General features: G+C 69.4%; 21 protein-coding genes. 7 read left to right on the top strand and 14 right to left on the bottom strand.

From position 1 onward, the window contains the following. The first annotated feature begins 55 nt into the window (after positions 1–55). The 3 genes from AB0F91_RS01575 to AB0F91_RS01565 all read left to right on the top strand — a co-directional run bounded on the left by AB0F91_RS01575 (position 56) and on the right by AB0F91_RS01565 (position 3,694). Positions 56–526: a UPF0158 family protein gene (locus AB0F91_RS01575; protein WP_360593807.1), complete on the top strand. Its 471-nt coding sequence runs from the start codon at positions 56–58 to the stop codon at positions 524–526. Continuing rightward, complete coding sequence (locus AB0F91_RS01570) at positions 459–2,603, top strand: hypothetical protein (protein ID WP_360595104.1); 2,145 nt, start codon at positions 459–461, stop codon at positions 2,601–2,603. Before AB0F91_RS01575 ends, AB0F91_RS01570 begins: the two co-directional genes overlap by 68 nt. Positions 2,604–3,292: 689 nt before the next feature. Next, positions 3,293–3,694 (top strand): cupin domain-containing protein, encoded by a 402-nt coding sequence (locus tag AB0F91_RS01565; RefSeq protein ID WP_360593805.1) that lies wholly within the window; start codon positions 3,293–3,295, stop codon positions 3,692–3,694. A 237-nt stretch (positions 3,695–3,931) separates the two neighbouring features. Here AB0F91_RS01565 and catC read toward each other — a convergent pair whose 3' ends face one another. The 11 genes from catC to AB0F91_RS01510 all read right to left on the bottom strand — a co-directional run bounded on the left by catC (position 3,932) and on the right by AB0F91_RS01510 (position 13,038). Then, positions 3,932–4,225 (bottom strand): muconolactone Delta-isomerase, encoded by a 294-nt coding sequence (gene catC, locus AB0F91_RS01560; protein ID WP_360593803.1) that lies wholly within the window; start codon positions 4,223–4,225, stop codon positions 3,932–3,934. A 7-nt stretch (positions 4,226–4,232) separates the two neighbouring features. Next, the gene (gene catA, locus AB0F91_RS01555) at positions 4,233–5,072 is read right to left on the bottom strand and encodes a catechol 1,2-dioxygenase (protein WP_360593802.1); all 840 of its coding nucleotides are present in this window, start codon (positions 5,070–5,072) and stop codon (positions 4,233–4,235) included. 27 nt (positions 5,073–5,099) lie between these two features. Next, positions 5,100–6,200, bottom strand: coding sequence for an enolase C-terminal domain-like protein (locus AB0F91_RS01550; protein ID WP_360593800.1), 1,101 nt, complete (start codon positions 6,198–6,200; stop codon positions 5,100–5,102). Between the two features lie 24 nt (positions 6,201–6,224). Next, positions 6,225–7,280 (bottom strand): 2Fe-2S iron-sulfur cluster-binding protein, encoded by a 1,056-nt coding sequence (locus AB0F91_RS01545; protein ID WP_360593798.1) that lies wholly within the window; start codon positions 7,278–7,280, stop codon positions 6,225–6,227. Positions 7,281–7,294: 14 nt separating this feature from the next. Then, the gene (locus AB0F91_RS01540) at positions 7,295–7,615 is read right to left on the bottom strand and encodes a phenol hydroxylase subunit P4 (protein WP_360593796.1); all 321 of its coding nucleotides are present in this window, start codon (positions 7,613–7,615) and stop codon (positions 7,295–7,297) included. 1 nt (position 7,616) lies between these two features. Next, complete coding sequence (locus AB0F91_RS01535; protein ID WP_360593794.1) at positions 7,617–9,143, bottom strand: YHS domain-containing protein; 1,527 nt, start codon at positions 9,141–9,143, stop codon at positions 7,617–7,619. Between the two features lie 3 nt (positions 9,144–9,146). Beyond that, positions 9,147–9,431 carry an MmoB/DmpM family protein gene (locus AB0F91_RS01530; RefSeq protein ID WP_220244472.1) on the bottom strand — a complete coding sequence of 95 codons (285 nt, stop codon included), beginning with the start codon at positions 9,429–9,431 and terminating at the stop codon, positions 9,147–9,149. Then, positions 9,428–10,444: a phenol 2-monooxygenase gene (locus tag AB0F91_RS01525; RefSeq protein WP_360593792.1), complete on the bottom strand. Its 1,017-nt coding sequence runs from the start codon at positions 10,442–10,444 to the stop codon at positions 9,428–9,430. Before AB0F91_RS01525 ends, AB0F91_RS01530 begins: the two co-directional genes overlap by 4 nt. Before the next feature lie 15 nt (positions 10,445–10,459). Continuing rightward, positions 10,460–10,867 (bottom strand): hypothetical protein, encoded by a 408-nt coding sequence (locus tag AB0F91_RS01520; RefSeq protein ID WP_360593790.1) that lies wholly within the window; start codon positions 10,865–10,867, stop codon positions 10,460–10,462. Positions 10,868–10,999: 132 nt separating this feature from the next. Continuing rightward, the gene (locus tag AB0F91_RS01515) at positions 11,000–12,250 is read right to left on the bottom strand and encodes a LysR substrate-binding domain-containing protein (RefSeq protein ID WP_360595102.1); all 1,251 of its coding nucleotides are present in this window, start codon (positions 12,248–12,250) and stop codon (positions 11,000–11,002) included. Next, positions 12,250–13,038, bottom strand: coding sequence for an FAD-dependent oxidoreductase (locus AB0F91_RS01510; protein WP_360593788.1), 789 nt, complete (start codon positions 13,036–13,038; stop codon positions 12,250–12,252). Before AB0F91_RS01510 ends, AB0F91_RS01515 begins: the two co-directional genes overlap by 1 nt. 339 nt (positions 13,039–13,377) lie before the next feature. On the opposite strand from AB0F91_RS01510, the gene AB0F91_RS01505 reads away from it, so the two are divergent. Then, complete coding sequence (locus AB0F91_RS01505) at positions 13,378–14,055, top strand: fumarylacetoacetate hydrolase family protein (RefSeq protein WP_360593787.1); 678 nt, start codon at positions 13,378–13,380, stop codon at positions 14,053–14,055. Positions 14,056–14,588: 533 nt separating this feature from the next. On the opposite strand, the gene AB0F91_RS01500 is transcribed toward AB0F91_RS01505, so the two are convergent. Together AB0F91_RS01500 and AB0F91_RS01495 are read right to left on the bottom strand one after the other, a co-directional pair. After that, positions 14,589–16,010 carry a neutral zinc metallopeptidase gene (locus AB0F91_RS01500; protein ID WP_360593785.1) on the bottom strand — a complete coding sequence of 474 codons (1,422 nt, stop codon included), beginning with the start codon at positions 16,008–16,010 and terminating at the stop codon, positions 14,589–14,591. Between the two features lie 58 nt (positions 16,011–16,068). Next, positions 16,069–16,992, bottom strand: a complete 924-nt coding sequence (locus AB0F91_RS01495) for a hypothetical protein (protein WP_360593783.1) — start codon at positions 16,990–16,992, stop codon at positions 16,069–16,071. 183 nt (positions 16,993–17,175) lie between these two features. Here AB0F91_RS01495 and AB0F91_RS01490 point away from each other — a divergent pair, with 183 nt between their 5' ends. Beyond that, complete coding sequence (locus AB0F91_RS01490; protein ID WP_360593781.1) at positions 17,176–19,890, top strand: BTAD domain-containing putative transcriptional regulator; 2,715 nt, start codon at positions 17,176–17,178, stop codon at positions 19,888–19,890. A 204-nt stretch (positions 19,891–20,094) separates the two neighbouring features. On the opposite strand, the gene AB0F91_RS01485 is transcribed toward AB0F91_RS01490, so the two are convergent. Then, positions 20,095–20,892, bottom strand: a complete 798-nt coding sequence (locus tag AB0F91_RS01485; protein WP_360593779.1) for a CDP-alcohol phosphatidyltransferase family protein — start codon at positions 20,890–20,892, stop codon at positions 20,095–20,097. 69 nt (positions 20,893–20,961) lie between these two features. Between AB0F91_RS01485 and AB0F91_RS01480 the strand changes: the two genes are divergently transcribed. Then, complete coding sequence (locus AB0F91_RS01480; protein WP_360593777.1) at positions 20,962–21,936, top strand: zinc-binding alcohol dehydrogenase; 975 nt, start codon at positions 20,962–20,964, stop codon at positions 21,934–21,936. 27 nt (positions 21,937–21,963) lie between these two features. Beyond that, positions 21,964–22,362, top strand: coding sequence for a 6-carboxytetrahydropterin synthase (locus AB0F91_RS01475; RefSeq protein WP_354874893.1), 399 nt, complete (start codon positions 21,964–21,966; stop codon positions 22,360–22,362). Positions 22,363–22,364 lie beyond the last annotated feature (2 nt).

Below are 22,364 nucleotides of genomic sequence, written 5' to 3'. Positions count from 1 at the left end.
GTCCTCCCGGGCGCACGGCGTGCGTAAGCCGAACCACCCGGGATACTCTGCCCGGGTGCTCAGCTTGGACGACTTCAACCTCGAAGGGATCGCAACAGCACTGCAGGACCAGTCCGCTGACGATCACCGCCACCTGATCAACCCGCACACGGGCGAGATCGAATTCTGGACATCGGACGGTGGGATCGACGGCGACCAACCGATCGGCCTCGACGAACTGGACCTGATCGCCATCGGTCCTTTGCCGTCGCGTGTCTGGTATGAGGACATGGCATATTTCGCGGAACGCATCAGTGACGAGCGGGCCGGGCAACGGCTGGCACGAGCCATTCATGGAAAAGGCGCCTTCCGTCGGTTCAAGAACAAATTGTACGCGGAGTATCCGGGACTCCTCTCCCGTTGGCACGAGTTCAGCGACATTCGCGGGCAACGCCGTGCTGTGGAGTGGCTGGCCGACAATGCACTCGTCACCCGTGACACCGCCGACCGGTTCATCGCCGAGCACCCCGATCCGGACCTGCCATGAGCAGGTTCACCGAATCTGCGACCGACGAAGGACCCGTGAGGCTGCGATGCACACCTACTTCGAGCCGGAGGACGTCGAGGCGTTCGAAGCGGCCAAAGACCTGCTGATCCGTCGGTCCACGGGCTGGGCCGAACGCCAGGGACAACGGGTCGATCCGCTCACACTGTCCGCGGCGCTGGATTTCCGGCACCACAGCATCGACGGACGATGGGGCTACTGGACCACCGGCCTGGTCGAGGAATTCCTGCTGTCACATCTACCGCGAACTCTCTCGGCCACCGCGCACGAGGCAGCCGGTATGCCGGAGGACCTGCGCGTGTTCGTCCGGTACTTGCACGCAACCGGGCTGGCCGATGCCACCGGCAGCACGCTGACCGAGCTCGACGCGGCGATCACGAAGGCCGCTGCCGAATTCGCGGCGGCGATGACCGACGAACGCAACTTCGGTTTGGCCAAGTTCTGGGTGATGGCCGCGATCAACCATGGGGTCGATCCCGCCGACCACGTCGCCATGAACCGGTTCGCCGAACAAGCCCGCGCCGGCGAGATCGGCTACGACGACGACGTGCTCACCCACATCGCCGCGCGGCACGCCGAGGATGGCGGTGGCCGGCCCGAACGCGCGGTCGCGCAGCTCCCGGTGTCGCTTCCGGCGGAGACCGAGCTCGCGGCGGTGGCCGGGCAGGCCCCGGTCGTCGCCCGGTTGCGTGCGCTCGTCGACTGGATTGGTGACGGACGAGCGCTGACCACGACCGGCAACATCAAGCTCGCTGATGCCCGGGAACTGGTGCGGCTGCTGGACACGGGCGACACCATCGACCCGCAGATCGGCGACCAGGTATTTCGTACCCAAAGCAGCGCCGAGCTGCCCGCTCTCACCACGCTGGTCGAGCTGGCCAAGAAAATCCGGCTCGTCCGAGTCGTCAAGAACCGGTTGGTACGTATCGCGAAAAGCGCGCCGCTGCTGCGCGACAGCCTCGCGCTGTGGACGGACGGGTTCGACGCCCTGCCCGAGCTAGGGCTTCTCCCGCGACCAGGAGCGCGGGAGGCCGGTCACACCGTGTTGCTGGACGAAATGATCGATCTCGTACTGCCCGACATCCTCCACACCATCTACGGGCTGCCCGAGCCCGTGCCGGTGGTCCGGCTTGCGGAGACCGTTTGGTTGGCGTGCACCGAAGTCGCCTACCTCGACGAGCTGGATCCCGACGCCACGGCCGTGTGGCGCGAGGGGGTCGGCGAGGATGTGCGGCGATTGTTCGCCGAGCTGGCCGAATTCGGGGCACTGGAGCTGACCGTCGCCGAGCCCGACCCGTTGTTCCAGAGGGACCTGGACGCACCCGAGATGTTCCCTCCGGACACCGCGGCGAGGCTGCGCGCCGCGCTCAGTTCGGGCCCCGTTGAACTGGTCTCGCTCACACCACTGGCCACGCGCGCGGTTCGCGGCCGCATGGTCAAAGCGGGTCGCTACGCGCCACTGGTCGGTGAGCTGTCGGACGCCGGCCCCACCCCGCTGCTGGGCATGATCGTCGACCACTACACCCCGGAGGCGGCCGAGGCTGAAATCGCCGCATGGCTGGAGAACCACGGAGGCCAGCCCGATGGCCTGCCACAGCTGCTGGAAGGAGTTCGGGCCTGCCCGTTCCGCGCCCGCGCCGCCATGATGCTCGACGTACTGGCCCGCACCATGCCCGACCGGCCCGCGTTCTTGCGTGGACTGCGTGCGGACCAGCAGCTGGGTCCGATCGTGGCGCAGCTACTGCTCGAGGACGGCGAGGTCTCCATGGACGAGCTCGGCCCCGACGAAGGGTTGCGCGCCATGGCCGAGCAGTTCATCCACCTCCTGGAAGTCGCCGGTCCCGACGCCGTCGTCGACGCGCTCGCCGAGATGTCGGCGGACGAGGCCCGCGAGCTGATGGTGGCGCTGCTGGCCTCCGGTCATCCCGACCACGTCGGCCTGGACGAACTCCGCCAGCTGTTCACCACGCGCCGGCCCGGCCGCGCCACCGTGCATCCGTTGGCGGGTGTGTCCCGCTCGAGGCGCGGACCTGGCAAAGGCCGAAAGCGCCGCAGCTGAGTGCCACTCGGAAGTCAGCAGCAGAACAATTCCGATGCGACGAATATCTCGGGAGGGAGGATCGGGTGCACCACCAAGAACCGCGCCACTGACTGCGAACAGGTGGAAAGGTGCAGGGCAGCGGCGACACTACTCCGCTCGGCGGCGAACCACTTCGACTCGTCGGCATCGACTTCACGTGGGTGACCTTGGCCTCCTCCTTGGACGGTACGACGCAACGTCGAGGTGATGGTGCACGCGAGCCGCCAGTGGCGCCGGACCACGTCGATGCATGCCATCGAGGTCGGCGGGCAGCCCCGCTCGTGTGGCACCGACCGGGCCGCGTCCACACCGTCGACACTGTGCAGCTCACAGACGGCCTGAGCACCGTCCACCGCATGGTCGTCGACCCGCGCGAACTTGATCGCGTCTGAGGTGTCACACCTCGATGGGCTATCTCGTCTCCCCGCTGAGAACGCAAGCGAGAAGAGGAGGGCATGCTCGGGATCAGGTCCGGTCGACCGATCCTTCCAGTAAAGCTGTCACGCAAGCCGTCGCTGTCGAGGCCGAGAGGCCTGAGAGATCGCAACCATGGTCATTTCGCCTGGTTCGTAGTGCGTGCTCCACCGCTGAGACCTCTGATCCGGAGTTCGGGAACCCGCGAAGTCCCGGCGAAGGCACAAGGGACATTCAGCCCAGAGAGGATAAAAATGCCTGTTATCACCAACATGCGGCAGAAGGATCTGCTGGAAGTTGTGCCGCCGTCCATCGCGCCGGGTTCCTCCGCGATGATCCGCATACTCGAGCTGCCGCCGGGGGACCCTGGGATCGCTCCCCATCGTCACTCGGGCCCCGTTTTCGGCTACATGCTCGAGGGCGAGATGCTGTTCGAGCTCGAGGGTGAGGCGCCGTATCCGGTCAAAGCGGGAGAAGCCTTCTGGGAACCGGGGGGTGACGTCATCCACTACACGATCGCCAACCTGCTCACCGACCAGACGACCCGCCTCGTCGTGGTCGCGATGATGACCCCTGGGGTCCCGATGCTCACCATGGTCAGTGATGAGGAACTCGCGGCCAAGGCCGGCGAGCGGATTCCTGCACCGAAGCGGTAGTCACCCGACCCTGACCGGTCGGCAGGCGCCGCCCGGGCTCGGCCAGCGCGGGTCGAGCCGGGGTGGCTTCCGACTGTTCCCACTACGGCTTCCCTGTTGCCTGAACCGGTCGTCGAGTGCTGACCAAGCGGCTGATCCGGGCAAGACGCAATCGCTCATCCTTCGCCGCGCGGCCACCATTGCAGAATCGGGCACCCAAACCGAGAACCAGCTCAGGCGCCCGATTCCACAACGGGCTCAGCCGTCCTGCGCTCCCGCCAACGCCGATGGGTGCTGAGCCAACGGCGTCACGGTCATGCTCATGTACTTGAACAGCGGCAGGTTCCACAGCAGTTCGTGCAGCTCCGCGTTGTCCGCCACGTCGAACACACTCAGGTTCGAGTACTCACCGACGACCCGCCACAGGTGGACCCACTTCCCCTCCCGCTGCAACTTCTGGCTGTACGCCTTCTCCGTCGCCAGCAGCTCGTCCCGGAACCGGGAGTCGAGGTCCAGCGGCAGAGAGACGTCCATGCGCACCGCGAACAACATGCCGGCCTCAGGCGGGGTCGAGCACGAAGTCGTAGCGGACCTCTTCGCCGTCGCCGACAGAGGTCGGCGACAGGATCAGCGCGTCCTTCACGGCCGTGGCGATGTCGTCGCCGACGTGCTCGCCACCGTCGAAGTACAGCTGCGTCGTGATCAGCTGGTGCCCCGGCGCCGAAACCTTGATGTGCAGGTGCGCCGGACGCCACGCGTGCCAGCCGGCGGCGGCGATGAGCGCGCCCGTCGCGCCGTCGGTCGGGATCTGGTACGGCGCCGGGTGGATCGTGTGGATCGAGAAATTGCCGTCGGCTTCGGTCGTGAAGCGGCCGCGCAGATTCCACTCGGGAATGCCCGGCGCGAACTGCGAGTACAGCCCGTTGTCGTCGGCCTGCCAGAAGTCCACCACGGCGCCGGGAAGCGGTTCACCCGACACCGAACGGATCTGGCCGAAGAAGCGCAACGGCACGCCAGGCTCGCCGTCGCGCATCGGCAGGGTGCCTTCCGCGCCGAACTCGGGCGCACCCTCCACGTAGTACGGACCTTCGATGCTCCCGACAGTGCCCTCGCGGCTGGCGTTCGCGACCTTCTCGACCTCGTGCTCGAGGAACACGTCGAGGAACAGCGGCCACTCACCGTCTTCGCCGACCCGGATCAGCCAGGCCTTGAAGGCGTTGTACTCGTCGTAGGTCAGCTGGTGCTTGCGGACGACCTCGTGCAGCGCGGCCAGTGCGTCCGTCGCGATCGCGTCCACGCGGGCCGCGTCCGCCGCGGCAGAACCCTTGGCGCGCTCCTGGAAACGCTCGGTCGCCGACGCGCCCGAAGCTGCGGCTGTGGGCGAAACGACTTCAGTCATGGCAAATACCTCTCTTCGTGGTGGGAATCAGTCCTGGCGGTAACGCGCGAGCTTGTCGGCGTCGAGCTGGATGCCGAGGCCGTGGCCTTGCGGCACGCGCAGCTCGCCGTGCTCGATGCGCAGGGGTTCGGCGAGCAGGTCGTCGGTCATGTCGAGGAAGTTCGACAGCTCACCGGCCCGCCGCGAGGTGAGCTCGAACGCGGCCCCGAAGGTCGCCGCGCACAGTGAGCCGATCTGCCCGTCGATCTGGTTGCCGAGCACGACCTCGACACCGAGCCCGGAACACTGGCTGAGGACCCGCTGCGAGTACGTGAAGCCGGTGCGCGCCGTTTTGATGCTCACGCCGTGGGCCGCGCCGGCCAGCAGCTCGCGCGTGACCTCGCCCGGCCGGGTGGCGCTTTCGTCGGCGTAGAGCGGGATCCGGCTCTGCGTGGCGAGCCACCGGCGACCGAGCACGTCGTCGGCGGGGCACAGCTCCTCGGCGAACAGCAGCCCGACGTCTTCCAGCGCCCGCAACGCGGCGGCCGACTCCGAGGCCGTCCAGCCGCGGTTTCCGTCGATGTAGAGCTCGACGTCCTCACCGAGCCCGGCCCGCAGCGCGCGGCAGACGTCCACGTCGAGGCGGATCGGCCTGCGGCCCACCTTCACCTTGAACGTCGTGATGCCGTAGAGGTCGCGCACCCGCTCGGCCTCGTCCACCATCTCGCCCGGCTGGGCGAACCCGACCATGTGGCACACGCGCATGCGGTCGGTGTAGCCACCGAGCAGCTCGGTCACGGACACGCCGAGGCTCTGTCCGATGAGGTCCCACAGCGCCATGTCGATCGCGCTCTTCGCGGCCGGGTTCCCCACCGTGCGGTCGAGCTTGGCGTGCACGGCCTCGCGGGCCAGCGGCGACATCCCCAGCAGCTGGGGAGCGAAAACCGAGTCGATGACGGCCTTGATCGAGCCCTGGGTCTCCCCGTAGGTGAACGGCCGGGGCGGGGCTTCGGCGGTCCCCACCAGTCCTTCGTCGGTGTGCACCCGCACGAGGATGTGCGCGGCCGTGTCCACCTCGCCGCTCGCGAACCGCAACGGTTTGCGGTATGGGATGGCGAACGGGATCGCCTCGATTTCGGTGACTTTCATCGCGGTCCTTTCACAGGGGCCGGATCAGCGCCTGATCAGCGGACTGCGCACCACGTGGGTGCCCGCGGCGCGGTCGGCGGAGTCGAAGAAGTCCTCGCGGTAGATGTCCCGGGGGAACAGGCGCGCCTTCATCAGCGCCTTCATGGTGTCCGAGACCATGTCCGGGCTGCCGCAGATGTAGGCGACGTTCCCGCCGGCCCGGGGGTAGTCCTCGGCCAGCAGTGCCGGAACCCGCCCCGAGCGGCCGTTCCAGTCGTCGCGGGAGAGCGCCGGCCGGTAGGTGAACCAGTCCGTGCGCGCCTCGAGCTCTTCGAAGTACTCCCGGTCGTAGAGATCGTCCTTGGTGGCCACTCCGTGGTACAGCGTGACCTGATACTCGCCGCCGCCGTCCTCGTCGATGTGGCGGATCATCGCCTTCAACGGCGCCAGTCCCGTGCCCGAGCCCAGCAGCAGAATAGGCTGCGTCCGAAGTGGACGGAACGAGAACCGCCCGTACGGACCGGACAACGTCACCTCGTCTCCGGCCTGCAGGCCGGCGAAGACCCAGCCGTCGGTCGCGACGCCGTTTTTCGAGCGCTTCAGGTGCAGCTCGATCAGCGATCCGTTCGACGGCGAGCTGGCGATCGAGTACGGCCGCTGGTGGCCGCCCGGCACGTCGAGCAGCACGTACTGCCCGGGGTTGAACTGCATCGGTTCCTCGAGCGCGAGCACCAGCCGGCGGACGTCGGGCGCGATCTCTTCGAGGCTGTCCACCCGGGCGCGGAAGTCGCGCACCGGGTGGACCCCGACGCCCTCGTCCATGTCGACTTCACCCTCGAGCACCACGTCGCCGCGCGGCTGCGCCACGCAGATCAACGCGGCGCCCTCGTCGCGCTCGCTCTCCAGCAACGCGTACGGCGACGCGTCGCCCAGGTCGACCTCACCGTCGAGGATCTGGGCCTTGCAGGTGCCACACGTGCCGTGGGTGCACGCGTGCGGCAGCCAGATGCCCTCGCGCAGGCACGCGTCGAGCACGGTCTGGTCCTCCCGGCACTGGATTTCGGCGCCGATCGGTTCCACGCGGATGGTGTGCGTCGTCAAGACGAATTCTCCGTTCAGGCGGTGAACTGCAGCAGCGCCTTGTGGCCGATGCCGAGTTCGGTGAGCGGGGCTTCGGCGGAGCCGTCGAGTGGCCGGCCGTTCACCCGCCAGTCGCGCACCGCCGTCGGGTCGAATTCCGGGTCGGAGGCGGCCCAGGGACCGACGACCGTCTCCACGAACTCGCCGAAGCCCAATGCCTTCGGCACGCGGAAGCAGGCGGCCGAGCAGAACAGCGGGTTGCCTTCCCAGTGCACGTACACGAGCTGGTCGTCGCCGAAGAGCTCGGCGCGGTCGGCCGACGGGAAGTCGTAGTCGTAAAGAGCTTTCACCGCCATGTCAGACTCCCTGCTCCACGTCGCCGTTGTGCCACCCGATCCACGACTTGTGGTCGAGCGAGCCCTTGTACTCGCCGTTGTCGCCTTCCTGGATCCCGTACCACTCCAGGACTTCCGGCACCGACGGGCCACCGCAGTTGCCCTGGTAGATCTGGTGCACGGGCAGCCACGCCTGCACGAACTTCTCCGGCTCACGCTCGAAGATCCACTGGCACCCGTCGCTGCAGGTGTGGAACCGCTCGCCGCGGAACTCGCTGGCGCGGAAGGATGTCTTGGCCGGGTCGTCCTTTTCCGTGAACACCATGGGGATCTGGCAGACCTGGCACAGCTGCGGCAGGCCCTGGAAGAACATCCGGCCGCCGTCGGCCTCGATGCGGTGGTGCTTCTCCCACACGGGCCGGTAGTGCTGGTCGAACGTCGCCGGGTACTGCTCGGCCAGCCACTTCATGTGCTGCTCGTTCGGCGCCTGCGTGGTGAATGACGCGGCGAAGGAGAAGTTGTGCAGCACCTTGTAAACCTCGTGCGACAGCTTGTCCTTCTCCGCGATCGCGTCCTGCACGTGCCGCGGCGGGCGGATGCCGTAGAACTCCAGGTCCGGGAAGAGGCCGCCGAGCATCTGGTCCTCGAAGTAGAGCTCGAACGCCTCCTTCCAGCTCATCACCGGCTTCGGCAGCATGTAGTCCATCATCCCGGCGACCAGCGCGGACATCCGGTACGCGCGCCAGAACCACTTGTCGATCCAGTCCTGGATGATCGGCACGTTGCCCTCGTCCTGCTCCAGCAGGAACTTGATGGCCTCCAGGCCGAGCGTCATGTGCCGGCTTTCGTCCGACTGGGCCGAGAAACCGAAGGACATCGTCGGCATGTCACCGTTGAAGCTCGCGCCACTCATGAACGGCACGAACAACAGGTTGGTGAGCAGGTACTCGAAGCTGAACGAGATCGAGATCAGGAACTCGAACGGCCCGGCCGTCATGGCGTCGTCGAACAGCGACTTCGGCACGGACAGGTACCACACGCGGTCGTGCATCTTGGACCAGCTGTGGAAGCCGCCGTAGTACTTGTTGTAGTTGCTGATCGTGTGGATCTGCGTCTGGCAGTGGCGCAGCTCGTCCACGCTCTGGCACAGCGCGGCGAACCGCGGCGCCGGGCCTTCGAGGTAACGTCCGAGGTAGGCGAAGTGCCGGTGCGCGGCGTACTCCAGCGGCGTCACGCCCTGGATGAACAGCTTGATCGCGTTGAGGTAGCTGGCGTCCGCGAGGCCGAGGTGGCCCTGGCTCTGGGCGAACCCATCGAGCACGGCGTAGAGCCGCTTGTCCTTTTCGGCCTGGTACTTGTAGTACGCGTCCACGGTGAGGCGGAACGGGTCTTCCCAGCCGTCCCAGTCGTGGACCTTGATGCCCTCGTAGCCGGTGTACGGGAACAGCTGTTCCTTGGTGACGTAGCTGGGTTCCCAGTCGAGGTCACGGGTGAGCAGCGCGTAGCGCTCCTTGAGCGGCAGCTTGCGGCGCGGTGCGGTCTGAGTCATGTCCTAGTGCTCCCACTTCACGATGATCCGGTCGTCGTCCCACTCGGAGAGGTTCCCGGCGAATGAGACGATGGCCAGCTGGAATTCGCCGGTCTCCCACTCCCGCCCGAGCTCGCGCTCCACCGACTCCCGGTTGATCACGATCTGGCCCGCGGCCTGGATCTTCACCAGGCCCGGCAGGTGGCGGACGGTCAGCTCCGGGTTGTCGGCCCGGATGGCGGCGACGAGACCGCGGTTCTCTTCGGACTCCTGGATGTCGATACCGACTTGGCGCAGGGTGTCGCTCACGCCGCACCCCCGGTGACCTCGGCCCAGCGCCGCTCGGCGGCGGCCGTGGTGCGCGCGAGCGCGGCGACCGTGCCGGCGTCGGGCAGCTGTTGGTCGACGACGCGCGCCAGCTCCGTGGCGGCCTCGTGCGCCAGCGGGTTCCACGTCGCGACGATGCGGGACAGGTGCTCGCGGTTCTCCGTGCCGTGCTCCTCGTCGCCGGCCCACGCCTTGATCAGCGCGTCGAGCCACTTGCGCTGGTCCTTGAACCAGGTGTGCAGGTACTGCGTGAACAGGCTGTACGCGCCGGCCCCGGTGGTGAGCGCGATCTCGTCGAGCTCGCGGTAGAGCACCGGGTAGACCAGCGAGTCCACGAGGTCGACCGCGATCAGGCCCTCGGCCCAGTCGGGCGTGACCATGGCTTCTTCGGTGAACCGGCGCAGCGGCTGCAGGTGCTCGCTGTCCAGCCATTCGCGCTTGGCGACCTGCAGCAGGTCACCGGTGCCCGCGCCCAACGCGATACCGACACGGGAGAGCATCTGTGCGTTGCCGATGCGGTCGAACGCCGCGTAGGTGCAGCACTGCTCCAGCGAGGTGCCGTACGCGAACCGGGCGCCGCCGACGCTCACCATCTGCGCGCCGGATTCGTAGTGGCGCAAGGGAAGGATGGCCGTGGTGAGCACCGTGCGCCACGCCGCGGGCAGCTTCGCGAGCAGCTCGCGCTCTTCGAGGTAGGCCATCTGCTTGGTGAACTCGTCGTGCAGGTTCGCGCGGTTGGTGACGTACGGCGTGTAGTAGAACTGGCGTGGATCCGTGTAGCTGTACGGATCCTTGAGCTTCAGCGCGGTGTAGTCCGCGTCGTAGAGCTCACGGTGCTGGTCCCACGTGGGCCGGTAGTGGAAGTTCTCGCGCGGTTCGACGTCGAGCGTCGCCTCGAGGTAGCGGCTGGCCGGCTGGTCGCCGAACCGGTCGATCACGTTCTGGTAGGTCTGCCTCTTCGGCTCGATGACCTGATACCGCAGTTCGTATTGCATCAGTCCTCTTCCAGGTCAGTGGTGGGCGGGGAGGGGGGCCGGCCTCAGCAGGCTCAGCAGCAGCGCCCGGAGCTCCTCGTCGCCGGCCAGGCGCCGCGGGACCTCGTCGGTTTCCCCGGCGATCACGAGCTGCACGGTCGCTTCCCGACCGGACATCGCGGTGCGGACGCGCGCCCTGCGGTCGGAAAAGCCCACGGTGAAGGCGAGTTCGCCGTCGATGCTGTCGTCGACGAGGCTGAAGACCGGCCCGTGCTCGCGGAGGATCGCGTTGGCTTCGCACACCAGCTGCTCGGCGAGGGAACGGATGATCACCTGCTCGTCGGTGGCCACGGCCACCGATCTCGGGGTGGCCGGTTCGGTGGCCGGCACGGGGGCTTCCTCCCCGTCCAGCAACGACTGGACAGCCAGCATGAACGGGGTCACGGCTCCTCCTTGAGTCCGGGCAAACCTCGACCAGGGAATACCTGGCATTTCACGATTGTTTCCGACGGATTCGGAAATGAGAAATACTTACAACTTCACGATCGATAGATGTGGCTTATCAATCGGGCCGGTTCAGCGCGGACCGCCGAGCAGCGAGTGAGCGCGCGAAAGCACCTTGGCGACGTGCGGTGAGAGGTCGTCCGCGCGCGTCGCGGCGGCCAGCTGGACCTCACGGGTCGTGCCCGCCAGCGGGCGGTACTGCGAGCCGGTGATCTGCAGGTGCCGCACGGACGCGGGCACCAGCGCGACGCCCAGCCCACCCGCGACGAACGAGACCAGAGTGGACGTCTCGCCGACTTCCTGCACCACGGACGGTACGAAACCGGCCTGCTGGCACGCGTCGAACACGGCGTCGTACACCACCGAACGGTGGCGGGAGGGGTAGCAGATGAACGGCTCGTCGCGCAGGTCCGCGAGTCGCACGGTGTCCCGGTCGGTGAGCGGGTGGCTGGCGGGCAGCACCGCGATCAGCGGCTCGCGGCGCAGCACCTGCACCACGAGCCCCGGCTCGCGGACGGGCGGGCGGAGGAAACCGATGTCGAGGGTCTCCTCCACCAGCGCCGTCACCTGGTCGGGGGTGAGCATCTCGCCCTTGAGGTCCAGCTCGATGCCCGGGAAGTCGCGGCGCAGCACCCGCGCGAGCGAGGGCAGCAGCTCGTAGGTGGCCGAGCCGGTGAAGCCGATGGCCACCCGGCCGACGTCACCCCGGGCGACGCGGCCGGCCTCGACGCTCGCGGCGTCCACCGAGGTCAGCACGGCTCGAGCCCGATCGAGGTAGCGCTGACCCGCGGGCGTGAGCTGCACCTTGCGCGTGGTCCGCGTCAGCAGCTCGACGCCGAGCTCGGCCTCGAGCTGCTTGATCTGGTGCGACAGCGCGGGCTGGGCGATGTGCAGCCGGTCGGCCGCGCGGCCGAAGTGGCACTCCTCGGCGACGGCGACGAAGTACCGCAGGTGCCGCAGCTCCATCCGGACCTCACCTCCGACCGACCTCGGCTCACACCGCGAGCGACTCCACTGTTCCAGCCGGCTCGTACTCCGGCCAGGCGGCGTACGGACAGCCTGGTTCAGCAATTCTGCCGGGTCGTCGACCGGGGGGTAGATCCACTGCTCGTTGATCGTGTGCTTGAGATCCTTCGCGATACGCTCGGTCAGCTGCACCTCGCGGTCCCAGCCCGAGGTGACGACCGCGCCCGCCGGCCCCAGCGAGAGGCAGGTGACGTAGGGCGCCGGCTCGAACCGGACCAGGGCCTCGTCCAGCAGGTCCGCGGCGACGTTGTGCCCCGCGAACTTGCCCTGGGGAAGGGCGTGCTGGCAGCTCTGCATCACCACGCGGCCCTCGGCGGGCGACAGCGCGGCCGCGGTGTCCCCGCGGCAAACACGTCGGGGACACCTCGAACGCGCAGGTACTCGTCCACGTCCAGGCGGCCGAGATGGTCCTTCTCCGCCGCGATGAACGACGTGAGCCGGCTGGCCGTCATGCCGGCCGTCCACACGACCGTCGACGCCGGGATCACCGTGCCGTCGGACAGCCGCACCTTGTCGTGGGCGAGCTCCTCCACGCTGACGCCGAGTCGCACCTCGACGCCGAGGTCGGCGAGGGCCTTCTCGATCGCCGGCCGCGGCCCCGCGCCCAGCTCCGGCCCGACGGCGTCGAGCCGCTCCACGAGCGCCACGCGGACGTCGTCGGCCAGCTCCTTCAGCCGTCCGACGAGCTCGGTTGCGATCTCCAACCCGGTGAACCCGGCGCCGACGACCACGGCGGTGAACCTGTCCGGCCCGGCTTCACGGTCCGGCAGCCGGCGCAGGTGCGTATCGAGAGCGGCCGCGCCGGCGAGGGTGTTGATGTCGAAGAGGTGCTCGGCGCCGGGCAGGGCGGGCCGCACGACCTGGCTGCCCGAAGCGAGCACGAGGCGGTCGTAGCCCAGCGTGGCGGTGGTCCCGTCGCGGCGGACCGTGGAGACCGTGCGCGTGTCGGTGTCGATGCCGACCCCGGTGCCGGCGACACGGTGCACGCCGATCGGGCCGAGCACCCGGTCGAGCGGCACGCGCATGCGGTCGGGATCCGCCGCGTAGAGCCGCGGCCGGATCACCATGTCGTCACCGGCGTTCACCACGGCGACCTGAAGGTCCTTTCGGACAGTCCGCGTTGCTGGCAAAGCTTCGCCGCACTCGCAGCACTCCATACCCCCGCGAAGCCACCGCCTACGATCAGGATCCTTGCCAGCCGGATTCTCCTCCTGCTACGACACCGTATCGGCCACAGTCGGTCAGCGGTCGGTGCCGTCGAACGATACGAATCTGGATATATAATGTCAAGGTTCCGCGAGTCCGAGCACTGACCGATAACCGGGAACGACGAATCCATACCTTCGCCGTCCGAATTTCTCCGGGCCACCCCGGTGTCCTACTGACCCGGACGTCACCCGCTTGAACCTTCCAGGAGGCCCGGCATGAAACTGACCACGATCCGCACCAGCGGCGGCACTCGCGCGGCGCGGACCGAGGGCGACGGCACGCTCGTCGAGCTGCCGTACCCGGATGTCGGCGCACTGCTGCTTGATCCACAATGGCCACTCGCCACCGGACGACAGACGCACGAGGCGATGTTCTGCGACCGGGCACCGTTGCTGGCTCACCCGGGCAAGGTGGTCCGGGTGGACCTGGACCGGCGATCTTTCCACGTAACCCGGCCGCAGTCGCTGGCCGGGCCGCGAGACGCGATCGTGCTGCCGCAGGGATCCGTGGCCGTCAGATGGAAGGTCGAGCCGGCAGCGGTCATCGGGCGGCGCGGCACCATCGCGGGATTCTCGATCTTGAACGAGGTCACCGTGCCGTGGCTGGCACTCGGTCCCGCCCTGGTGACTCCCGACGAGCTGCCAGGAGGTCTACGGCCCCGACTCGCCCTGCACAGCTTCGTCGACGGCCGTCCGGTGCAGAAGACCGACACGGGCGACCTGGACTTCGCCGCGTTGGTCCACCGCGTTTCGCAGCGCGTGCGGCTCGAGCCGGGTGACGTCGTCGCGGCCGGACACGAGGAGGTTCCGCTGTGGCTCTGCGAAGGTTCCGTCCTCGAAACGGAGATCGACGAGATCGGTTTCCACGAGAACGTGCTGCAACGGGCTACGTGAGCGTCGCCGTCGCCCGGAAAGTGCCGAGCCGGTCGGCGATGCGGTGGCTGATGGCCAGGCGGCTTCGGTGAGGCCGCGACCGAGTGGTGCCGCGCTGGAACGAGTGGCTGACAACGAAGCCCTCGGGCCTCGCCGTCGTAGGACTCTGCCTGACCGCCCGCGACGACACCGTGGTCAGAGCCGAGCCGCCGGCCGGTGTTCGACGCCTCGCGCGGACACCGGCCGCGCCAGTGGCACCGCGGCACCCACGACGACGCCGGCGAGCGTGCCAGACCGTGGAACGCAGCCGTGGTACGAGCGGCGCGAGGAGGACCAGCAGACCGAGGACGGTCTTGCCCATGGCACTCCTTGGTTCAGCGTGGGCAGCCGTCGAAAAGAGCTGCCGAAGGGTGCGAGCCGTGGAGCAGAGGGAAATCATTGCCCGAGAACATCGGCGTGGTCCGTGGGTTTGCCGGGATTCGTGCCTCAGGAACCAGCGACGAAAACGGCCCTCCCCCGCCGAAAACAGCGAGGAAGGGCCGCGGAAACCGACCTCAGCCGCCGTACTTACTGGTGCACGTGGCAACAGTCGGCGACGTGAACCCGTCGCGGAAGGCCTCCACCCGGGCGAAACCCGAGGGCACCGTCGTGCCGGAAGGGTCGGAAGCGATGACGCTCTTGGGCGACAACAGCTCCGCGATGGCCTCATCCAGGTCACCCGGCGAAAGCTCCAGTGAAGCCTTCTTGTCGGGCGTCAACGTCCCCGCCCACATGCCCGTCAGGCAGGCCGTGAGCTGGCCGGTGGAAGCCGTGTCCAGGCGCAGGCCGTAGGCCTTTTCGACCGACAACGCGTACCGGGAAGCCACCTCGGCGAACGCGGCGAAGTCGCCGAAGCCGCCTGAGGTGCCGCGGGACGGTGGGGTGCCGACGCGGCGGAGGGAGTTCAGGTCGACCGACACGGTGTCCGTCGACGGGCAGTACGCGGAGGGGGTGGTCACGCGAGCGTCCGCGCAGGACTCGGGGTCGGAGGTGAGCTTGGGGGCGCCCTTGGGGAACGCGGCGCGCAGGCTCGACTCGAGGTCCTGCAGGTTCGCCGGGTCCACGACGTCCAGGTTGCCCTTGCCGTCGCCCGTGGCGAGGTCCTTCGCCGAGAACGGCAACTGGCTGGTACGGCTGACGACCTCGGCGTTGTCGATGGCGGCGCAGCGCTTCGGGCCGTCGGTGAAGCCGAACTGGAAGGCGGACACGCGGTCGAACGCGCTGCCGTGGGCGCCTGCGGTGTCGAAGCTGGAGCCGGCGGAGTCGCGGATGAAAAAGAGCGTCGCCATGATCTGGTTGAGGCCCGCGCCGGTGGACACCTGGAAGTGCGGGGAATTGCCTTCGGCGACCCAGCGGAAGAAGGTGCCTGCGTAGCAGTCGGCTTGCTGTTCCTTCACGATCGACGGGGTGTCGGGGCTCAGGCCCAGGCGCGTCTGGACGGCGTGGCCCAGTTCGTGCGCCAGCACGGCGACCACGGACATCGGGCCGAAGGAGTCGTTCAGCATGGGCAGGAGCTCGCCGCGGTCCCACGCGACCAGGTCTCCGGAGGGGCAGTAGAACGCGTTCACGAGGCCGGCGGTGCTGGAGCCGCAGAGGTTCAGGCCCTGGCCGCGCGAGTCGTAGGAAATGAGCTGCCCGACGGGCTTGTAGTCCTTGCCGAAGTTCTCCGGCAGCTCCTCGGTCCAGTACTGCTGCACGTCGGCGACCGCGTTGGCGGCGAGCTTGTCGATCGCGCCGCCGTCGGTGTTGGCGACGGGCAGGTCGGTGTCCGCGACGCCGGCCTTCGGGCCGCTCGGACCGTCGGTGATGGCGAGGCCGGCGACCTTGGCCGGGTCGGGCCGGTCGACGCGCGCGCTGCCCTGGACGGCCGTGGTGCACCCGGCCAACAGCACGGCGCCCACGACCAGCGTCGCCACCCACGTGAACCGCGAAGTCATAGCTCCTCCAAGGAAAATGAGCCGGTGCGACCGAGGGGCCGCACCGGCTCGAAGCAGATCAGGCGCCGAAGTGGACAGACTGGATGGCGTCGTCGAAGCCGATCGTGGAGAGGTCCTTCACGTCGCTGTCGACGACCGTGGACTTGCCCGTGCAGTTCGGGCCGGTCCACAGCTTGAGCTTGCCGTCGGTGGTCAGCGAAGAGGTGACACCGGGGCGGGCCAGGTTCTGGCAGGCGTTGTCACCGGAACCGAAGGACAGGCCCTGCGAAGCACCGTTGTCGCTGAAGAACGCGTCGTCGAACAGAATCGTGCTGGTGGCGGCCTTCGAGTCACCCGACGGGGTCGGGTTGCCCGACGGCGGGGTGGTGGTGCCGGAGCCCGAGCCGTCGAGCACCTTGCCCCCGGTGGGGCTCATGCCGAACCACGTGCCGCCGACGCCCTCGCCATTGGTGTCGCCCGGGTTCTTGTCGCCGGAGAACGTGTACGCGGGCCAGTTGCCGACCGTCAGCTGCAGCGAGCCGTCGTCGCGCTTCACGACGCCGATCGCGGACTTCTTGATGCCGGCGATGAAGACCTTGGTGCCCTTGGTGACCTTGACCGGCGGCCACTTCTTCTCGCAGTCGGCGTTGCAAGTGGACTTCGGTGGCTTCGGGGAGTCGTTGTCGAAGCGGTAGATCGTCATCCCTGCGCCGTTGATCACGACCGGGTTCAGGTTGCCCGCCTTGCCGGCGCGCAGCGACACCCACTTGGTGCGCACCTCCGCGGGCGCGCCGGCCGGGGCGAGGTCGCCGGTGTCACGAGCGGCGTTGTTGCTGCGGGCGGTGCCGCTCAGCAGGTCGAGGCCACCGGTGTCGCCGGCGTCCACCGCGGCGCCGGCCGGGGCCGCGCTCGGGGTGCCGTCCGTCTGGCCGCCGCAGGCCGACAGCAGGGCCGCGCCCGCCGTCACGAAGGCAGCGAAAAACAGGGCGTGCTTGCGAAACATGGGGGGAACTCCAGGGGGTTCGACCGGGCTCCTGGACCGTCCGGAGCCGCTCTTGCCCGTGACACGGGGCGGGGGTCGTGTTCGGTTCACGTGAGATCGAAAGTTTTTGAGGAATCGCCGAACCCGCAGGTCACGCGGGATTCCCGGTCGCACGCCGCGGCCCGGTTGCGGTAAGCATGGGCCATGACCAAGGTCCGGTTCGGCTTGCTCGGCCCCGTGGAGGCGCACGTCGCCGGCAAGCCCGTGGACCTCGGGCACGCGCGACAGCGCTGGGTGCTGGCCGCGCTGCTCGCCGACGCCAACCGGCCCGTGTCCACGGAACGGCTCGTCGAGCGCGTGTGGGCGGCCGAGCGGCCGTACCGCGCGCACCGGCTGCTCGCCAGCTACCTGTCCCGGCTGCGCCGCACGCTCGCCGCGGCCGAGGGCGTCGAGATCAAGCACGGCCCGAGCGGCTACGTACTGACCACCCCACCCGGGAGCGTCGACGTGCTGCGGTTCCGCGCGCTTGTCGCGCAGGCGCGCGCGCAGCGGCGGACGGAGCTGTTCGACGAGGCCCTCGTCCTGTGGCGTGACGACGCTTTCGCCGGCCTCGACACCCCGTGGGCCGAAGCCGCCCGCGAAACGCTCGCCACCGAACGCCTGTCCGCCCAGCTCGACCGCACGGACCTCGCGCTGCGGCTCGGTGAGCACAACGCCGTACTCGCCGACGCGGCCCAGCGCGCCGTGGCCTTCCCGCTCGACGAGCGGATCTCCGGCCAGCTGATGCTCGCCCGCTACCGCGCCGGGCGGCAGGCGGGCGCGCTCGAGGAGTACGACCGGATCCGACGCCGGCTCGCCGACGAGTTCGGCGCCTACCCCGGACCCGCGCTGCGCGAGCTGCACCAGCGCATCCTCACCACCGACCCGGAGCTCAGCCCACCGCGCGAGACGCCCGTGCCGCGCCAGCTGCCCGCGCCGCCGCGGTGGTTCGTCGGGCGCGACGCGGAGCTGGCCGAGCTCGACGCCGCGATGGCCGGCGGCTCGGGCACGGTCGCGATCTCCGCGATCGGCGGCGCCGGCGGAATCGGCAAGACGTCGCTCGCCCTGCGGTGGGCGCACCGGAATGTCGCCCGGTTCCCCGACGGCCAGCTGTACGTGAACCTCCGCGGCTTCGACCCGGCCGGTGCGCCGCTGCGGCCCGAGGCCGTGGTGCGCCAGTTCCTCGACGCGTTCGGCGTCGCACCCGCGGCCGTGCCCGCCGGCCCCGAAGGCGGCTTCGCGCTGTACCGCAGCCTCGCCGCGGGCCGGCGCCTGCTCGTGGTGCTCGACAACGCGCGTGACGCGGCGCAGGTCGAACCGCTGCTGCCGGGCAGCGAGACGTGCACCGTGATGATCACCAGCCGCCACCGGCTCGGCGGCCTCGGCGTGCGCGGCGCGCAGCTGCTCGACCTGGGTGAGCTCGCCGAACGTGAGGCACGCGAGCTGCTCACGCGCCACCTCGGCGACCGGCGGGTGGCCGCGGAACCGGCGGCCGTCGACGACCTCGTGCGCTGGTGCGGGGGCCTGCCGCTGGCGATCAGCGTCGTCGCGAGCCGGGCCGGGGCGAACCCGCGCTTCCGCCTGGAGGTGCTGGCGCGCGAGCTCGAGGACGCGTCGGCGCGGCTCGACGCGCTGGACGCCGGCGACCTGGCCACCAACGTCCGCGCGGTGTTCTCGTGGTCCTACGAAGCCCTCGACGCGGGAGCCCAGCGCGTGTTCCGGCTGCTCGGCGCCGCGACGGGGCCGGACGTGAGCCTCGCGGGCGCGGGCGCACTGGCCGGTCTGGAGCGGCCCCGGGCGGTGCTGCGCCGGCTCGTCGACGCGCACCTGCTGCAGGAGCACCTGCCCGGCCGCTACCGGATGCACGACCTGCTGCGCCTGTACGCGGACGAGCTGGTCACCCCGCCTGAACGCGCCGAAGCACTCAGGCGCTTCACCGACTTCCTGCTGCATACGGCCGGCGTCGCGAACCGGTTGCTGCGGCCGGAACGCCAGTCGATCGATCTTCCGGAAGCCAGCGCGCCCCCGCTGGCCGACCGCCGAGCCGCGACGCGCTGGTTCGACGACGAACAGCACAGCCTGCGCGCGACGCTGGATTACGCCGTGCGGCGCGGCGCGCACGAAGACGTGTGGCGGCTGGCGTGGTGCGTCAGCGGTTACCACGTGATCCACGGACAGCTCGGCGAAGACCTCACGGCGTGGCTGGCCGGGTTCGCCGCCGCCCGCGCCCTCGGCGATCCCGAGCCGCAGGCCATCGCGGCGATGTACCTCGGCACGGCCTACACGCGCACCGGGTCCCACGATCACGCCATCCGACACCTGCGCGAAGCGCTTGTCCTTGCGCAGCACGCGGATCTCGCCGCCGACGCCTCCCGTGCGCTCGGCTGGGCGCTCGGCCAGAGCGGCGACTTCGACGGCGCCCTGCACCACACCACCGTCGCGCTGAGGCACTACCGCGCCACCGACAACGGCCTGCGCCAGGCCGACGCGTTGAACACCCTCGGCTGGTACTCCGCGCAGCTCGGCTTCCTGGCCGAAGCCCGCGAACACTGCGAACAGGCGCTCGTGCTGTGCCGCAAACACGACCACCACCGAGGGGAGACCGTGACGCTCGACAGCCTCGGCTATATCGCGTCGGCAATGGGCGAACGCGAGGAGGCGCTGGCCGACTACACCGCCGCCCTCGCGCTCGCCCGCGACACCGAAGACGCCTACGACGAGCCCGTGATCCTCGCCAACCTCGGCGACACCCACGCCGCCCTCGGTGACCTGGCCGCCGCCCGCGACGTCTGGGCCCGGGCGCGTGAGCTGTTTCGGGCCCACGGCCGCACCGGTGACGCCGAGCGGATGACCGCCAGGCTCGCGTCAGCCGACCAGTGACGCGCATGTCGGCGGAGAACTCCATCGGCTCGTCGAACGCGACGGGACCGGTTGCGATGGTCACGCGGCGCGTGTCGAGGAGACCCGGCGCCGGTTCGCTGAACTTCGGAGGGACACCGCCGACCTGTCCCGGAGGGGGTACCCGCAAGGCCCTGTGTCGAGGGAAAACCGGGCAACCCGGACGCGTGATCCCCGTCTCTTCGGCTACAGGTTGCGAGTCGCCAGGTGGTGCCGGCGACGCAGGGTCGAGCGGGGCCGGACGACGCAGGTCGGATGGCTGACGCGGGCTTCCGGGCGAGCGGCGGCGCGGTGGGCGCGATGCGCGCGGTGCAGCCAGAGGACGTCGCGGCCGAAGGACCACACGAGCGTGGCCAGGGCGGCCACCGTGACGGCCAGGCCCGTGACGTGCGGCAGCAGGCCCGAGCCTGCGGCCACCAGCAGCACACCCTGCAGCGCGGCGACGACCTTGCGCACCCGGCTGGGCGGCAGCGCGCCGTTGAGCCATGGCAGGGCCCGGGACGCCGCGACGAACGCGTAGCGCATCAGGCCGATCGCGAGGACCCAGTAGCCGAACGTCTCCGCGGCCAGCACGCTGAGCACCAGGATGAGGAACGCGTCGGACTCCATGTCGAACCGAGCGCCGAGCGCCGAGGCTGTGCCGGTGCGGCGCGCGACCTGCCCGTCGACGGCGTCCAGCGCCAGTGCGACGGACGCCAGCGGCACGAGCACGGCGAGCGGCGCTCCCCCGTTCAGGTGGTCTGCGACCAGCGCCGTCACGCCGCCGATGAGGATCGCGCGGGTGAGCGTGACGTGGTCGGCGGGTCCGAGGGACCGGGCTCCGGCTTTACGCGCGGCGCCCGCGAGCAGAGCCCACAGGCCGACGGTGTACGCCAGGCCCGCGGCCCAGCCGGCGGCGCCGAGGCCGACGGTCAGGGCGAGCACGCCCAGCAGCGCCACCTGGGCTCCGGCACCCGCGGCTTGCTGCCGAACGAGTGAACCCACGGTGGAACGTGATCGTGTAGTGGTGGTGACAGCCATATCGCCTCGATCTCGCGGCAGAGGAGGACGACCATGACACGTACGGGACAGGCCTTCTGGTTCAAATCCGCCGGAACCGGTGAGATCCGGGCGGCGGAGGTGCCGGCGCCGGGACCGGACGAAGTGCTGGTCAGGACCCTGTTTTCCGGCATGAGCCGCGGCACGGAAAGTCTTGTGCTGCGCGGCGGTGTGCCCGAGAGCCAGCGCGAGGTGATGCGCGCGCCGTTCCAGGAGGGCGACTTCCCCTTCCCGGTGAAGTACGGCTACCTGAACGTCGGGCGCGTCGAGGCCGGGCCGAGTGAGCTGGTGGGGCGGACAGTGTTCAGCCTGTTCCCGCACCAGACCGAGTTCGTGGTGCCGGCCACGGCGGTCACGGTCGTGCCGGAAGACGTGCCGGCCGCGCGGGCCATCCTCGCGGGCACGGTGGAGACGGCCGTGAACGCGCTGTGGGACGCCGCGCCGCTGGTCGGCGACCGGATCGCGGTGGTGGGTGCCGGGATGGTCGGCAGCAGCGTCGCCGGGCTGCTCTCCCGCTTCCCGGGAGTGGACGTCCAGCTCGTGGACACCGATCCGGCTCGGGAGAAGGTCGCGGCGGCGTTCGGCATCCGCTACGTGCGGCCGGAGGACGCCGAGGGCGATCTCGACCTCGTGGTGCACGCCAGCGCGACCGACGCGGGGCTCGCGCGGTCGCTGGAGCTGCTGGGCCGCGAGGCGACAGTGGTGGACCTGAGCTGGTACGGCGACCGGCGTGTGAGCGTGCCGCTGGGCGAGAACTTCCACTCACGGCGGCTGACGATCCGCAGCAGCCAGGTGGGCACGGTCTCCCCCGCCCGAGCCGCGCGGCGCACCTACGGTGACCGCATGGCCACGGCGCTGCGGCTGCTGGCCGACCCGGCGTTCGACGCGCTCGTGACCGGCGAGACCGCGTTCGAAGACTTGCCGGAGCTGATCTCCCGCCTCGCCGGCGGGGACCTGCCGGGGCTCGCGCACCGGATCGTTTATCCGTGATTTCTTGTGATTCCTAAGGAGACAACCTTGTTCAGCGTCACCGTCCGCGACCACATCATGGTCGCCCACAGCTTCCGCGGCGAGGTGTTCGGCCCGGCGCAGAAGCTGCACGGCGCCACGTTCGTCGTCGACGCCACGTTCCGCCGCACCGACCTCGACGCCGACAACATCGTGGTGGACATCGGCCTCGCGACGCAGAAGCTGGGCTCGGTGCTGGCCGACCTCAACTACCGCAACCTCGACGACGACCCGGCGTTCGAGGGCATCAACACTTCCACGGAGTACCTGGCGAAGGTGATCGCCGACCGGCTGGCCGACGCCGTGCACGCGGGGGAGCTCGGCGAGGGTGCGCACGGGCTGTCGGGGATTTCGGTGACGCTGCACGAGTCGCACGTCGCTTCGGCCGGGTACGAGCGTTCGCTTTGACC

The sequence above is a fragment of the Amycolatopsis sp. NPDC023774 genome, from assembly GCF_040639695.1.
GTDB lineage: Bacteria > Actinomycetota > Actinomycetes > Mycobacteriales > Pseudonocardiaceae > Amycolatopsis.
This window is presented reverse-complemented; position numbering and strand designations above follow the sequence as displayed.